We start from the raw sequence: 14,032 nt of genomic DNA, 5'->3' as shown, positions 1-14,032 counted from the left end.
GGTCGGTGCGGGTGCGGCTCAGCGGTAGCCGCTGAGGCCGTCCTCGAGCGCTTCCTCGTCACCGTCGCGGGTGGCGGCCAGGGCCTGCTGGAGCGCGAACGTCCCCTGGTACGCGGTGGTCCTGGGCACGGTGGCCGCCCGGTCGAGGCCGAGCCGGTCGATGACGCGGCCGAGCAGGTCGGGGCCGTAGCTCGCGCCGACCGCGGCCAGGTCCTCGGCCGGGTCGCCGATGGCGGCCTCGTCCCAGTCGACGATGCCGGTGAGCCGGGGCACCTCCCCCTCCTGCCGCCACAGCACGTTCTCGCCGCCCAGGTCGCCGTGCACCAGGCCGGTGGCGACGTGGTCCAGGGCGGTGACCGCGGCCAGCTCCCGCTCGGCGCGGTCCCGGCCGGCGTCGCTCATCAGCGGGTGCAACTCGGCGCGGACGCCGGCGGCGAACCCGGCCCACCGGTCCGGGTCGGTGGTCGGCACGACGTCGCCCAGCCGCGTGGTGTCGGCGGTGGCCATGGCGTGCAGCACGCGGGCGAACTCGGCGGCCACCGCGTCGACCGCGGCCGGGTCGGTGGCGGCGGCCCGGTCGAGCGGCGCGCCCGGCACGCGGGTGAGCACCAGGTAGGCGTCGCCGAGCGGGGCGTCGGGGTCGAAATCGGACAGCGGGGCGGGCACGTCGACGCCGAGGTCGAGGTCCGCCAGGGCGGTCAGCAACGCGGCCCGACCGGGCAGCTCGGCCGCGGCGTCGGCCGTCCGCGGGAACCGGAACACCCGGTCGGACGCGATCAGCACGTCGTGGAACTGGCCACCGTGCAGGCTGACGTCATCCAGGTCCCGACCCGCTCGGGCGCGCCGGACCGCTTCGACGTAGTGGGGCAGGGTCATGTCTTCGGATACTGCCGTCACGCCGACGGATTGGCGAGTAATTTTGTTGACCCTCCGCATCCGCGCGGCTACTCCGTGAACATGGGGTGTTCCGGGGCGGCGGGGGTGCTCACGGGTTGGGACGATGCGGCGCAGACGCGTTCGGATCATGGGCCGGCCCGGTTATTCCCGGTGTTCCCGCACCGTCCCAGTGGGTGGTGGGCCGTTCCCGCGCACCGGGCCGCGCCCCCAGACTGCGGATCATGCCCGCGGTTCCGCTCTCCGTGCTCGACCTCGTGCCCGTGCCGTCCGGCTCGACCGCCGCCGACGCGGTCCGCGACACCGTCGACCTCGCCCGTCGCGCGGAGGCCGCCGGCTACCACCGGTACTGGTTCGCCGAGCACCACCTCAACCCCGGTGTGGCGGGCGCGTCGCCCGCCGTGGCGATCGCCCTGGTCGCCGCCGCGACCGGGCGCATCCGGCTCGGTTCGGCGGGCGTGCAGCTCGCGCACCGCACCGCGTTGGCCACCGTGGAGGAGTTCGGGCTGATCGACGCGCTGCACCCGGGCCGGCTCGACCTGGGTCTGGGGCGCTCCGGTCCGCAGCTGTTGGCGGAGTACGCGCGCCGCGAACCGGTCACGACGCCACCGCCCGCCAACGGGTTGCCGGTGCCCGCCGCGCCGCGGGTGCTCGCCGCGGAGCGGGTGGCGTTGGCGGCGGAGCTGCTGCACCAGCCCGGCGCGCGGACCCCCGACTACGCGCGGCAGGTCGCCGACGTCCTCGCGCTGCTCGCGGGCACGTACCGGTCGACCGGCGACGTCGCGGTGCGCGCCGTGCCCGGCGAGGGCGCGGCGGTGCAGGTGTGGGTGCTGGGCAGCAGCGCCGGTCTGAGCGCGGCCGTGGCCGGCGCGCACGGGCTGCGGTTCGCGGCCAACTACCACATCAGCCCCGGCTCGGTGCTGGAGACGGTGGCGGCGTACCGGGCGGCGTTCGTCCCGTCCGCCGAGCTGGACCGGCCGCACGTGGCGGTGTCGGCGGACGTGGTGGTCGCCCCGACCGACGCGGAGGCCCGGCGGCTCGCGGCGGGCTACCCCGCGTGGGTGCGCGGCATCCGGTCGGCACGGGGCCCGATCCCCTACCCGTCGCCCGCGGAGGCGGACGGGCTGACGTGGACCGACGATGAGCGGGCGCTGGTCGCCGACCGCGTGACGACCCAGGTCGTCGGCTCGCCGGCCACCGCCGTGGCGCGGCTGCGGCAGCTCCGGGACGCCACCGGGGCCGACGAGCTGGTGATCACCACCATCACCCACGACCACCGGGACCGGGTCCGGTCCTACGAACTGCTCGCCGAGGCGTGGGGCACCGCGCCGTGACCGGAGGAAGACACGCATGACACAGCTCAACCAGGTGGACGTCCAAGCGGTGGGCGCGCTGGTCGCCGCCGTCCGGGACGACGAGGCGAAGGCCCGCACGACGTGGGCGGCGCACGTGACGTGGCGCGGCGGGTTCCGGTCGGAGGCGAAGGTGCGCGGGTTCGACCCGGCGCCGTCCGACGAGCCCACCGCGCTCGGTGGCGACGACACCGCGCCCAACCCCGTGGAGCAGCTGCTCGCCGCGCTGGGCAACTGCCTGGCCGTGGGCTACGCGGCGAACGCCACGGTCGCCGGGATCGCCGTGGACAGCCTGTCGGTGGACGTGAAGGGCGACGTCGACCTGCGGGTGTTCCTGGGCCTGGCGGAGGGTCACGCGGGGTTCGACTCGATCACGGCGCGGGTGCGCATCCAGTCGCCCGCGTCGCGGGACGAGCTGGAGGCGTTGCACGCGCGGGTCGTCGCCTCCTCCCCCGTCGGCCACACGCTCGGCAGCGCCGTGCCCGTGCGGGTCGAGTTGGCCTGACGCCGCTTCCCGTTGCGGGGCAAGGGACGTTCGGAGCACCCTGCCGGCGGCAGTGGGGAAACCCTGAATTGTGGCTGGCGGACGCCGTTCGCGGTACCTACCGCAAGCCCTAGTTCGGGGACGCGCGGAATGCGACGCTTCGCAGGTTCGGCCGTGCCCCGATCGTGGGGCCGCCCTTCCTGCGGGGCGGTGCGGCCGGGCACTTCCCTGCCTTACAAGGAGCAACGGATGAAGCACAGAACCCTGGGCGCGGCTCTCGCCACGGCGCTGGTCGCCCTGGTGACGACCGCGGCGCCCGCGCTGGCGAACCAGGCCGAGCAGCAGCCGGGCGGGACGGCGACCGCGGTGGCCCTCGCGCCGCCCAACATCGACGTGGCCGCGGTGCAGGCGCACCTGTCCCAGCTGAACTCGATCGCCAACAGCAACGGCGGCAACCGCCGCGCCGGCAGCGGCGGCTACACGCAGTCGGTGGCCTACATCAAGGGCAAGTTGCAGGCGGCCGGCTACACGGTGTCCGAGCAACGGTGCACGGGCTGCACCTACGTGTCGAACAACCTGATCGCCGACTGGCCCGGCGGCGACGAGAACCAGACCATCATGTTCGGCGCGCACCTCGACGGCGTGTCGGCGGGTCCGGGCATCAACGACAACGGTTCGGGCTCGGCGGCGCTGCTGGAGAACGCGCTCCAGCTCGCCGCGCGCAAGCCCACGATGACCAAGCACGTCCGGTTCGCCTGGTGGACCGACGAGGAGCAGGGTCTCAACGGGTCGCGGTTCTACGTGGGCCAGTTGTCCGGCACGCAGCGGGCCGCGATCAAGGCGTACTACAACTTCGACATGGTGGGGTCCCGCAACGCGGGCTACTTCATCAACAACATCAGCACGGCCGCCGCCGCGCCGCTGCGTGAATACTGGAACTCGTTGAACCTGTCGCCCGAGGAGAACACCGAGGGCGCCGGTCGGTCGGACGACGCGTCGTTCCAGCGGGCGGGCATCCCGTCCTCCGGTTACGCCACCGGCGCGTCCTACCGCAAGACCAGCTCGCAGGCCGCGAAGTGGGGCGGCACGGCCAACGCGGCGTACGACTCGTGCTACCACAGCTCGTGCGACACGACGGCCAACATCAACGCGACGGCACTCGACCGCGCGTCCGACGGCATCGCGTACACGATCTGGAAGCAGGCCGTCAACGACGCGCCGGTCAACGAGTTCTCGTTGTCGTTGAACCCGTCGTCGGGGTCGGTGGGCGCGGGTACCTCCGGGTCGTTCACGGTGAACACGGCGACTACGTCGGGGTCGGCGCAGAGCGTCGCGCTGTCGGCCTCCGCACCCAGCGGTGTGTCCGTGTCGTTCAGCCCGTCCACCGTGCAGTCCGGCTCGTCGTCCACGGCGACTGTGTCTGTCGGCTCGTCGGTTGGTTCCGGCACGTACACGATCACCGTGTCCGGCGCGGGTTCGGTGACCCGTACGGCTACGTACCGGTTGACCGTCACCAACGACAACCCGCCGGTGAACGACTTCTCGTTGTCGTTGAACCCGTCGTCGGGGTCGGTGGGCGCGGGTACCTCCGGGACGTTCACGGTGAACACGGCGACTACGTCGGGGTCGGCGCAGAGCGTCGCGCTGTCGGCCTCCGCACCCAGCGGTGTGTCCGTGTCGTTCAGCCCGTCCACCGTGCAGTCCGGCTCGTCGTCCACGGCGACGGTGTCGGTCGGCTCGTCGGTTGCCTCTGGGACGTACACGATCACCGTGTCGGGTACCGGTTCGGTGACCCGTACGGCTACCTACAGCCTGACCGTGCCGGGTGGTCCGGGCGGGTGTGACGGTATCCAGGAGTGGAACGCCACGGCGAACTACGTGCCGGATGACGTGGTGTCGTACGACGGCCACAAGTGGAAGTCCACCTGGTACTCGTCGGGTGCCCAGCCGGGCGCGCCGGGTTCGTGGGCCGTGTGGCAGGACCAGGGCGCCTGCTGACGCGCTGCTGAGCCGTTCGGGGCGTCTGCCGGCATGCCGCGCCGACAGCCGCCCCGCGGTTCGGCGGCGACCGACAAGTGCCCGGGGATCGGCATTTCGGTCCGCCGCACCGGGCCGGGCGGAGGTCCGTCCGGTCGTCTCGCGGTGAACCGGTCCGGCGACAGCGCCGGGAGCGAACCGGGGGCGGATCGGCAACTCGGCCAACCGCGCCGCTGCCAAACCGCGCCGCGGTTCGGCCGCGCGTAGGGTTTCGCCATGCCGATCGGGCCGGACCGCGAGGTCGTGCTGGAGACGAGTCGCCTGCTGCTCAGGCCCTGGCGGGTGGGTGATGCCGTGGTCCAGCGCGAGCTGTGGACCGAGCGCGACCCGCGCGTGCCGCCGCACCGCCGGATCGACGCGGACGGCCGCCCCACGGTCGCGGAGCTGGAGGAGCGCATCCGCGCCGACCGCTCAACGACCGCCGGGCTGCTGGCGATCGAACTCAAGACGACCCGTGACGTCATCGGCTACTGCGGCTTGGTCGGACCGGGAGCGGACGGGGAGGCGGAGTTGGCGTTCGAGCTGCTGCGCCGGTTCTGGGGTCGGGGTTACGCGACCGAGGCCGCGTCCGCCGTCGTGGAGTGGGCGCGGACGTCCGGGTACCAACGCCTCCGGGCCTCGGTGTGGGACTGGAACACCGCTTCCCGCCGGGTGCTGGCCAAGGTCGGCTTCACCGAGACCGGGCGGGCGGAGGTCGACGTCCACGGGACCTCGCTGCTCACCGCGAAACAGCTCTGAACCAGTCCGGCAGCAGGGCCAGCACGGCATCCGCCGCCTCCACCGCGGTCAGACCCGTGGTGTCCACGGTCAGGTCCGCGTCGACGGGGATGGTGTCGGGCAGCTCGGCCAACCGCGCCGCCGTCAGGCCGCGGAGGTCGTCGCCCGGGATGGGTGGGCCCTCGCCCCGGCTCCGGCGCAGGCGGCGGGTGGACAACACCTCCGGGGTGGCGGTCAGGTGGCAGGTGGTGGCGCCGGGCGGGGCCGGCGTGGGCGGGCCGGTGAGGATCAGCCAGCGGGCACCTGCCGCGTGGTGGTTCGCCGCCACGGCGGTCACGTTGTGGCGGTGGTGGTCGGGGTCGGCGTGGAAGCCGAGTTGTGCCGTGTCGAGGTACGCGACCGGAAGACCGGCACGCAGGGCTCGACCGAACAACTCCCAGCCGACGGCCGACTTGCCCACGGCGCGGGCACCGGTGAGGTGGACGGCCTTCACGTCAACGCGGCCAGGACCCGGTCCACCACCTGGTCGGCGGTGAGCGCGTCGGTGTCCACGACCAGGTCGGCGAAATCCGCCCGGTCCAACGCGCGGGCGTCGGCCACGGCCTCGTCGGCCAGCGCGGTCAGCGGACCGCCCCGGGCGAGGATGCGGGCACGCAGCTCCGGTTCGCTCGCACGCAGCCGGCACACCGTGATCGACCAGTCCGGACGCCGGGAGAAGTAGGCGTGCGCCGTCGCCCGGTCGGGCAGGCCGCCGGAGACCACCACATCGCCGGGCGGGAAGCGGAGTGCCGCGAGGTTGGCCGCCTTGAGGCGGTGGTTGCCCGGGTCGTCGGGCGGGGTCGGGTAGCACAGGCCCAGTTGGTCGGTGTCCACGTAGGCCGCCGCCCACCGGCGGTGCAGCAGCCAGCCCGCGGTGGTCTTGCCGACACCGGACGGGCCGATCAGCCAGAGGCAGCGCGTCACGGCCGCCAACCGTAGGGGAGGCGCGCGGAGCGACGCCGGCGGTTTTTCAGCCGGTGAGGGGGATGGTGAACTTCGGGGCCGTGCCGCCCGTGCTCGACACCGTCGTGGTGGCCTCGACGGGAGTCCCGGACGAGCCGTGCGTGATGCGGTGGACGACCAGGACCGGCGCGTCGGACGGGATGTCCAGGGTGTCGGCCTCGTGCCGGGTGGGCAGGCGCGCGTCGAGCTGCACCGTGGCGACGATCGGGTCCAGGCCGGCGTTGCGCAGCAGCGGCGTCAGGTCGGGGTGCGGGGTGTTGACCCGGTCGGAGATGTCGTGGCCGGTGTGCTCCTCGATGGTGCTCGCCACGGCCTGCGGCAGCCACTGCTGGTCGATGCTGGTGACCCTGGCGCCGGTGTGGTGGTGCCGGATGCGGTGCACGACGAGGCTGCCGGTGCCGATGCCGAACCGGCCCGCGATGTCGGGACCCGCGGCGGCCCAGCCGCTGAGCACGACCTTCGGGTACGTCGCGCCGTCGGGCAGGATGCGGGGCGTGTCGCGCTGCGGCGGCACGGTCGTGCCGCACACCAGCGTGCCCAACCCCTGCTTGGAGGTCGCCACGCCCTGCGCCACCAGCACGGCGACGGCGGCTCGCGCGGTACCCCTGGCCACGCCGAACCTGTCCATCAACTCGTGCAACGTCGGCAGTGCGGTGCCCACCGGGTACTCACCCCGGTCGATGGCACCGATCAGGTGATCGGCGATCACCCGGTACTTCACGTCTTCCACGTCGCCTCCCCCAAGCCGAATCTCACCGCAGGGACGTGAGCTGGGCGCACTTAGTAACGAACCGTTCGATACTGTGCTATGGTCTGGACCACTTGTCAAGCGTTTGTCTCTGCTAGCGTGCGCGGCACAGGTGCGAAAGCGAGGCGCGCGTGTCAACCGGATCGGCGGCCACCGGGCCGCACGTGCTGCGGCGGATCAACGCCACGGCCGTCCTCAACGCGCTGCGCGACGCGGCGGGTCACACCGCCACGGTGTCCGACCTGGTGGTGGCCACCGGCCTGTCGCGACCCGCCGTGACCAGGGCGCTCACCGCCCTGTCCGACGCGGGCATCGCCGAGTTCTCCGGCACCACCGAGCACCAGATCGGCCGCCCCGCCCAGCGGGCCAGGTTCCGCGCCGAGCTGGGCCACGTCGCGGGCATCGACATCGGTCCGCACAAGGTGCTCGCGATGGTCGCCGACCTCGCGGGCAACGTCCTCGCCGAGCGCCAGGCCGCGAGCCCGCCCAACCCCGACATGGCACCGGTGCTGCGCACCGTGCTCACCGAGGTCGCCGCCGAGGCCGGCGTGACGCCCGCCGACCTGTGGGCCGCGGCCGTCGGCACGCCCGGCATCGTCGACCACGAGCGCGGCGAGGTCGTGCTCGCGCCGAGCATCCCCGGCTGGTCCAGCCTGCCGGTGATCACCGACCTGCGGGACTGGCTGGGCTGCCCCGTGGGCATCGAGAACGACGTCAACCTCGCCGTGGTCGCCGAGCGGTGGCGTGGCGAAGCGGGCGACAACCTGCTGTTCGTCCAGTGGGGCGAGCGCATCGGCACCGGCATGGTGATCGACGACAAGCCCTACCGGGGCGCGTCATCGGCCGCGGGCGAACTCGGGTTCATCGACCTCGTCACCGACCTGGACGACGAGCCCAAGCCGCCCGCCGACGGGCTCGGCGCGTTCGAGCGGCTGGTGGGCGCGGGCGAGATCCTGCGCCTGGGCGTGCAGCGCTGCGACCGGGAGCTGCGCGACCGCCTCACCACCGACGACGACATCGCGCCCCTGTTCGACGCGGCGGCGGCGGGCGACCCGGCCGCGGCCTCCGTGGTGGACACCATCGCGACCAGGTTCGCCCGCGGCCTCGCCGTGCAGCTGCTGATCATGGACCCGCAGCGGGTGGTGATCGGCGGCGGCGTGTCCCGCGCCGGTGACGTGTTGTTCGACGCCGTCCGCCGCCGCCTCAGCCGCCAACTGCTGGTGCCGGTCGACCTGCGGGTGTCGGCGCTCGGCGCGGGCAACGTGGCGCTCGGCGCGGTCCGGATGGCCTTGGACCGCGTGGAAGAACGCCTCACCGCCATGCTCTGAGCCCGGCTTGCCGTCGTGGACACGACCGGGGAGGGTGTGCCCGTGGCCAACGCGAGAGCACGGGACGGCGAAGAGCGCGACGGGGTTTCGCTGACCAACCTGGACCAACCGCTGTTCGACGGCGCCGAGGCGACCAAGCGCGACCTGGTCGACTACCTCGACGCCGTGCGCGACCGCATCCTGCCCGCCCTCACCGGACGGCCGCTCTCCGTGGTGCGCGTGCGGCCCGGTCAGGAACCGTTCATGCAGAAGAACGTCCCCAAGTACACGCCGGACTTCGTGCGCACCACTCGGATCTGGGCCGACGCGTCCAAGCGGAACATCGACTACGCGCTGTGCGACGACCGCCGGACCCTGCTGTGGTTCGCCAACCAGCGCGCCGTGGAGTACCACGTGCCGCTCAGCCGCGCCGATGACCGGGAGCGCCCGCAGTACCTGGTGCTCGACCTCGACCCGCCGGAGGGCGAGGCGTTCGACGTCGTCGTCGCCGCGGCGCGCCTCGTCCAGCGGGCGTTGGCCGACGAGGGTCTCACCGGGGCCGTGAAAACCAGTGGTGCCAAGGGTTTGCACGTGTTCGTGCCGGTTTCCGCCCACGACGACGACGCGGCTGCCGCCACCCGTGCCCTCGCCGCGCGTGCCTCACGCATCGACCCGACCATCGCCACCACGGCGTACATCCGGGAGGAACGGGGCGGCAAGGTCTTCCTGGACGCCACGCGTGCTTACGGGGCCACCGTTGTCGCCCCGTACAGCCCGCGCATCCGGCCGGGCACGCCGGTGTCGTTCCCGGTGGCGTGGGACGACCTCGACTCCGTCGCGCCCGGGGACTTCACCGTGCGCACCGCGCCCGGTCTGCTCGGCGGGACGGACCCGTGGGCCGCCGCCCTGCCCGCGCCGCAGGAGCTGCCGGACGACCTCGTGGCCGAGGGGCGGGAGATCCCGGTGGCGCGGGTCGTCGCCATGCACGAGGGCAAGCGCCGCGCACGCGAACGCCGCGGCTGACCGCCCGGCTGGGGACGCGGGCCGGCGACGCGGACGCGACACGGACGCGGCCGGGGCGCGCGGAGGGCAGCGCGAAGGCAGGCGGCGCGGCGGGCGGCACACGCGGGGCACGAGCGGTCCGGGGGGCGAGCGGTCCGGGGGCGCGGCGGAGCGGCAGGGCGGCGCGGCAGGGCGCGGCGGCGAAGCGGCGCGGCGGCGGAATGGCAGTGCGGTGGGCGCGGGGCGAAGTGCGGCGGGTACGGGAGCGGGAGCGCGGTCGGATCGGGTAGCCGGGAATCGGCCGCGGGCGGCGCTTTCCGCGCCCGGGTCGCCCCGAGTACCCAGGACTCGGTCGGCGGGGTCGGCCGGGCTTGTCCCCAGCGAGGGTTCTGGTCGGCGGGTTCCGCCCCTACCGGCGGGCTGATCAAAGAACGCTTTCTTTGGTCAACACTGAAGCAATAGTCACAGCAGAGCCAGCCCTCCCCCCGCGGAATCACGACGAATGCCGCTACCGGTGACTCGGGCGGACGTCGCAGGCTCTGAGGCGGCTATCCCCTACACCCTGCGGAGGCAGCCATGTCCCTCAAGCGGGCAACCCCGCTGGCGAGCGCCCTGCTGCTCGCCACCGCACTGCTGACCCCACCGGCGGCCACCGCCGCGCCGTTGGCGGTGCCGGACATCGCGCTGGCGAACGTCCAGGCGCACCTCAACAGCTTCCAGAGCATCGCCAACAGCAACGGCGGCAACCGGGCGCACGGCCGGCCCGGCTACCGGGCCTCGCTGGACTACGTGAAGGCGAAGCTCGACGCCGCCGGCTACACCACGACGGTCCAGCAGTTCTCCTCCAACGGCGCGACCGGGTACAACCTCGTCGCCGACTGGCCGGGCGGCGACGTCAACAACACGGTGATGCTCGGCGGCCACCTGGACAGCGTCAGCGCGGGTCCCGGCATCAACGACAACGGCACCGGCTCGGCGGGCATCCTGGAGGTCGCGCTGACCGTGGCGAAGGAGAACCTCAAGCCGGAGAAGCACCTCCGGTTCGGCTGGTGGGGCGCGGAGGAGCTGGGCCTGGTCGGCTCCAACTACTACGTGAGCCAGCTGCCCACCGCCGAGAAGTCGCGGATCAAGGCGTACCTGAACTTCGACATGATCGGCTCGCCGAACCCCGGCTACTTCGTCTACAGCGCGAGCGGCCAGCCCAGTGGCTCGGCGCAGCTCCAGCAGCTGCTCCAGGCGGCGTTCAGCGGCAAGGTGGCGACCGAACTCACCTCGGTCGGCGGTCGCTCGGACCACGCCGCGTTCGCGCGGGCGGGCATCCCGGTCGGCGGCCTGTTCACCGGCGCGGAGAGCACGAAGACCTCGGCGCAGGCGACGAAGTGGGGCGGCCAGGCCGGTGTGGCGTTCGACCGCTGCTACCACCGCTCCTGCGACACCACGGCGAACATCGAGAACACCTCGCTGGACCGGATGAGCGACGCGATCGCCTACGCGCTGTGGAACCTCGCCGGCACCGGCGGCACCCAGCCCGGCGACAAGTTCGAGAACACCGACGCCCTGCCGCTGCCCGACCAGTCGACGGCGGAAAGCTCGATCACCGTCTCCGGCATCACCGGCAACGCGCCGTCGGCGCTCGTGGTCGGCGTGGACATCAAGCACACCTACCGGGGTGACCTGGTGATCGACCTGGTCGCGCCGGACGGCACCGCGTTCCGCGTGCAGAACTCCAGCAGCGACAGCGCCGACGACCTCGTGACGACCTACACCGTCGACGCGTCGGGCGAGACCGCCAACGGCGTGTGGAAGCTCCGCGTGCGCGACGCCGGTCCGCAGGACGTGGGCACGCTCAACAGCTGGTACCTCCAGTTCTGAGCCGGCGGCGGTGAAGCGGCGGGAGCACCGCCGCCTCACCGCTCGGCGGTCAGGAAGTCCACCACCGCGAAACCCCTGGAGTCGGCCTCGACCACCACCGCGCCGTGCTCGTTGACCATGGTCGGCGTCGCACCGGGCGCGGTGTCGCGGTCGGCGCCGGTCACCGCGTCCAGCACCACCGGGCCGCGCCGGTCGAGCGCGCCGTAGACGGCGCCGTGCCACGCCGTGCCGAGGCTCGGCACCAGCCGACCGGACGCGTCACCCGGACCGCCCAGGGTCCACAGGCGGTTCGCGTTCCCGTCGTACGCGGCGAGCATCCCGCCGCGGGTGGTGGCGAACTGGCACACGGTCAGCCGCTGCCGGTCGTGCGCGCACGCCCGCGGCTCGCCGTCCGGGCGCTCCTCGAAGCCCGCGACGTCCTGCGGCGCGCCGGTCGCGGTGTCGTGCACGGTGTCGTGCCGGTACAGGCCCGCCACCGAGGTGTGCACCCACACGCGGCCCGGACCGAACGGGGTCAGCCGGAGCGCCTGGCCGGTGCGCGGCCCCACCCACAGCTGCGTTCCGGTCGCCGCGTCCAAGGCACGCGCCTCGGCGTCCATGCCCCGCGCGTCCCAGTAGCCGCCGGTCTGCGCGCGGCCGACCGCGGCGGAACCGTCCACGAACACCGTCTCGAACCCGTCGACGCGCCAGACCTCCTTGCGAGAGGCCAGGTCCACGCCGATGGACGTCGGTGTGCTCTGCTCGCCACCCGCCACCACGACCACCGTGCGGTCGGACGCGCCCGCGACGTAGACCCACGGGTAGGACGTCGGCGCACGCGGCGTCGCGACGCGTCCCGTCCACGCCTCCTCCCCGGTCGACAGGTCCATCGCCACCAGTTCGGCGGACAGGCCGTCGGGGGTGGTGCCGCTGCCCGCGACGAGCGTCGGGAACGCGGCGACGGCGATCGTCCGCCCGCCGGCACGCACCACCGCGGGCGGCGCCTGCGCCCCCGCGGGGCTCACGTCGCGTGGCGGCGGGCCGGAACGCGCCACCGACGCGACCTCCCGGCCGGTGCGCAGGTCGAGCGCGACCAGGCGGCTGTCGGTGACGTGCAGCAGCCGGTCGCCCTCCAGGGTGATCGTCGCGGCCACGACACCGCTCACCCGCGGGCCGGGCTCGAACCGGGTCGGTGCGCGGGTGGCCGGCGACGCCGCGGGCCGGGTGGTGGCCGCCGGGCCGCTAGCCGAGGTGCCGGGCCGCGGCACGCCGACCACGTCGCGGTCCGCCCGGTGCACGGCGTACCCGCCGACCAGCACCAGCGCCAGGACCAGGCCGCCGATGCCGATCCGGGTGCGGCGCGACTGGTCCACGTCCCGGCCGGCGATCACGCTGCCGCGCATCGTCACGCCCGAGCCGACGTGCACACCGGTCGGCCGGGCGTCAGCGGGTGGCGTGGCGGCGGCGAGCCGCGTCGGGTCGGCGGGGTACGGGTGGTCGGGCAGGGCGATCCACGCGCGTGTCGTGGTTTCCTTCACCGCGATCTCGACCGGCCGGAACGTCGCCGGGTCCACGACCCGGCTGTGCCGCACCACCTCGTCGAAGAACCACGGCGACACGACCAGGGCGAGCGACCCGGGCGACGCGCGGTGGGCGGCCTTCAGCGGCTCGGCGTCGACCAACCGGAAGGTGAACGTCACGGCCGGGGCGGTGACGCCGTGCCGGTCGTAGGCCACTTCCCCGGCGTGCACGGCCATGCGCAGCCGGATGCGCTGCGCGGACCCGTGGGTCGCGTTGTGCTCCCGCAGCGCGGTCGCGAGGGCGTCCGGGACGACGTCCACGAACACCGATTTCGCGGTGTCGGCGGGCGCGAGCACCACGACGCCGTCGCCCCGGTCCTCGTGGTGGCAGTCCTCCCACCGCACACCGGCCCGCTCGACCGCACCCCGCAGCAGGCCGTAGAGGGCGTCGCGCACCGCGACCTGGTCGGCGGTCGTCCGGCCCGGGTCACCGAAGCCCTCGACGTCCACCACCACGACGGTCCGGTGAACAGCCGGCATGTCCGCCCTCCGCTCCCCCACGGCCGCGCGGGGGTTCGGGTCCCCCGGCGGACCAACGGCCGCGCGGGACCGCTCCCCCACGGCCGCGCGAGGGGTTCAGGCTAGCCGGCTCACGCCGGTGGGGGTACCGGCCGGATGGCTCACCCCTCCGGCACCGTCGTCGGTGGCCCGCCGACCAGACCCGCCGCGAGCGTGCCGCCGTCCGCCGCGTCGATGACGAGGAAGGCGCCGGTCCGCCGGACTCGCGCGTACTCGTCCAGCGCGAGCGGTTCGGCGGTGCGCACCGCGACGTGACCGATCTCGTTCAACGCCAACGTCCCCGGTCTGTCCACACTGGACAGCTCCTGCTCGTCGAAGCGGGTGTGGAGGTCGGTGACGACGGCCTGGACGGTGCGGGTGCCGTGTTTGAGCAGGACCCGCGCGCCGGGCGTCAACGGCCGTTCGGCCAGCCAGCACAGGGTCGCGTCGAACTCGTCGGTCACCCGCGGTGGCTCCCCGCCCACGACCAGGTCGCCCCGGGACACGTCCAGGTCGTGCGCCAGCAGCAGCGTCACCGACCGCCCCGCCGCGGCCTCGGC

Annotated in this window: 13 protein-coding genes; 7 read left to right on the top strand and 6 right to left on the bottom strand. The window is 73.8% G+C overall.

All coding sequences use genetic code 11. The features are described from left to right. Positions 1–18 precede the first annotated feature (18 nt). Positions 19–876 (bottom strand): capreomycin phosphotransferase, encoded by an 858-nt coding sequence (gene cph, locus KZQ38_RS29985; protein ID WP_219446760.1) that lies wholly within the window; start codon positions 874–876, stop codon positions 19–21. A gap of 242 nt (positions 877–1,118) precedes the next feature. Here cph and KZQ38_RS29980 point away from each other — a divergent pair, with 242 nt between their 5' ends. From KZQ38_RS29980 to KZQ38_RS29965, 4 genes are all read left to right on the top strand, one after another. Next, on the top strand, positions 1,119–2,228 hold the full coding sequence (locus tag KZQ38_RS29980) for an LLM class flavin-dependent oxidoreductase (protein WP_219446750.1): 1,110 nt from the start codon (positions 1,119–1,121) through the stop codon (positions 2,226–2,228). Between the two features lie 16 nt (positions 2,229–2,244). Beyond that, positions 2,245–2,751, top strand: coding sequence for an OsmC family protein (locus KZQ38_RS29975; RefSeq protein WP_219446748.1), 507 nt, complete (start codon positions 2,245–2,247; stop codon positions 2,749–2,751). Between the two features lie 228 nt (positions 2,752–2,979). Next, a complete protein-coding gene (locus tag KZQ38_RS29970; RefSeq protein ID WP_219446746.1) occupies positions 2,980–4,728 on the top strand; it encodes a M28 family peptidase in 1,749 nt (582 codons plus the stop codon). A 255-nt stretch (positions 4,729–4,983) separates the two neighbouring features. Continuing rightward, on the top strand, positions 4,984–5,505 hold the full coding sequence (locus tag KZQ38_RS29965; protein WP_219446744.1) for a GNAT family N-acetyltransferase: 522 nt from the start codon (positions 4,984–4,986) through the stop codon (positions 5,503–5,505). Here KZQ38_RS29965 and KZQ38_RS29960 read toward each other — a convergent pair. From KZQ38_RS29960 to KZQ38_RS29950, 3 genes are read right to left on the bottom strand one after another with little or no spacing between them, the layout of a single operon-like run. Then, positions 5,486–5,977, bottom strand: coding sequence for a hypothetical protein (locus KZQ38_RS29960; protein WP_219446742.1), 492 nt, complete (start codon positions 5,975–5,977; stop codon positions 5,486–5,488). The two genes, KZQ38_RS29965 and KZQ38_RS29960, sit on opposite strands and share 20 nt — an antisense overlap. Further along, positions 5,974–6,447: a nucleoside/nucleotide kinase family protein gene (locus tag KZQ38_RS29955; RefSeq protein ID WP_219446740.1), complete on the bottom strand. Its 474-nt coding sequence runs from the start codon at positions 6,445–6,447 to the stop codon at positions 5,974–5,976. The genes KZQ38_RS29960 and KZQ38_RS29955 overlap by 4 nt, the downstream gene beginning before the upstream one ends. A gap of 46 nt (positions 6,448–6,493) precedes the next feature. Continuing rightward, positions 6,494–7,216 carry a GntR family transcriptional regulator gene (locus tag KZQ38_RS29950; RefSeq protein ID WP_219446738.1) on the bottom strand — a complete coding sequence of 241 codons (723 nt, stop codon included), beginning with the start codon at positions 7,214–7,216 and terminating at the stop codon, positions 6,494–6,496. A gap of 149 nt (positions 7,217–7,365) precedes the next feature. Between KZQ38_RS29950 and KZQ38_RS29945 the strand changes: the two genes are divergently transcribed. From KZQ38_RS29945 to KZQ38_RS29935, 3 genes are all read left to right on the top strand, one after another. Next, complete coding sequence (locus KZQ38_RS29945; protein ID WP_219446736.1) at positions 7,366–8,562, top strand: ROK family protein; 1,197 nt, start codon at positions 7,366–7,368, stop codon at positions 8,560–8,562. Positions 8,563–8,604: 42 nt separating this feature from the next. Further along, positions 8,605–9,564, top strand: a complete 960-nt coding sequence (locus KZQ38_RS29940; protein ID WP_219446734.1) for a DNA polymerase domain-containing protein — start codon at positions 8,605–8,607, stop codon at positions 9,562–9,564. Between the two features lie 555 nt (positions 9,565–10,119). Continuing rightward, positions 10,120–11,415 (top strand): M28 family metallopeptidase, encoded by a 1,296-nt coding sequence (locus KZQ38_RS29935; RefSeq protein ID WP_219446727.1) that lies wholly within the window; start codon positions 10,120–10,122, stop codon positions 11,413–11,415. 35 nt (positions 11,416–11,450) lie between these two features. On the opposite strand, the gene KZQ38_RS29930 is transcribed toward KZQ38_RS29935, so the two are convergent. Together KZQ38_RS29930 and KZQ38_RS29925 are read right to left on the bottom strand one after the other, a co-directional pair. Beyond that, complete coding sequence (locus KZQ38_RS29930) at positions 11,451–13,454, bottom strand: PQQ-binding-like beta-propeller repeat protein (protein ID WP_219446725.1); 2,004 nt, start codon at positions 13,452–13,454, stop codon at positions 11,451–11,453. Positions 13,455–13,594: 140 nt separating this feature from the next. Beyond that, on the bottom strand, positions 13,595–14,032 hold a 438-nt coding region (locus tag KZQ38_RS29925; RefSeq protein WP_443706245.1), incomplete at its 5' end, for an elongation factor 1-alpha C-terminal domain-related protein.

This window comes from Saccharothrix obliqua (assembly GCF_019375475.1).
GTDB classification, from domain to species: Bacteria; Actinomycetota; Actinomycetes; order Mycobacteriales; family Pseudonocardiaceae; genus Actinosynnema; species Actinosynnema obliqua.
The sequence above is the reverse complement of the archived record's forward strand: the minus strand, read 5'-3'. Positions and strand labels throughout refer to the sequence as shown.

Bases quoted from the DNA above. Each gene is read 5' to 3' on its own strand.
- cph (WP_219446760.1), bottom strand. From the start codon at position 876: ATGACCCTGCCCCACTACGTCGAAGCGGTCCGGCGCGCCCGAGCGGGT.
- KZQ38_RS29980 (WP_219446750.1), top strand. From the start codon at position 1,119: ATGCCCGCGGTTCCGCTCTCCGTGCTCGACCTCGTGCCCGTGCCGTCC.
- KZQ38_RS29975 (WP_219446748.1), top strand. From the start codon at position 2,245: ATGACACAGCTCAACCAGGTGGACGTCCAAGCGGTGGGCGCGCTGGTC.
- KZQ38_RS29970 (WP_219446746.1), top strand. From the start codon at position 2,980: ATGAAGCACAGAACCCTGGGCGCGGCTCTCGCCACGGCGCTGGTCGCC.
- KZQ38_RS29965 (WP_219446744.1), top strand. From the start codon at position 4,984: ATGCCGATCGGGCCGGACCGCGAGGTCGTGCTGGAGACGAGTCGCCTG.
- KZQ38_RS29935 (WP_219446727.1), top strand. From the start codon at position 10,120: ATGTCCCTCAAGCGGGCAACCCCGCTGGCGAGCGCCCTGCTGCTCGCC.
- KZQ38_RS29930 (WP_219446725.1), bottom strand. From the start codon at position 13,454: ATGCCGGCTGTTCACCGGACCGTCGTGGTGGTGGACGTCGAGGGCTTC.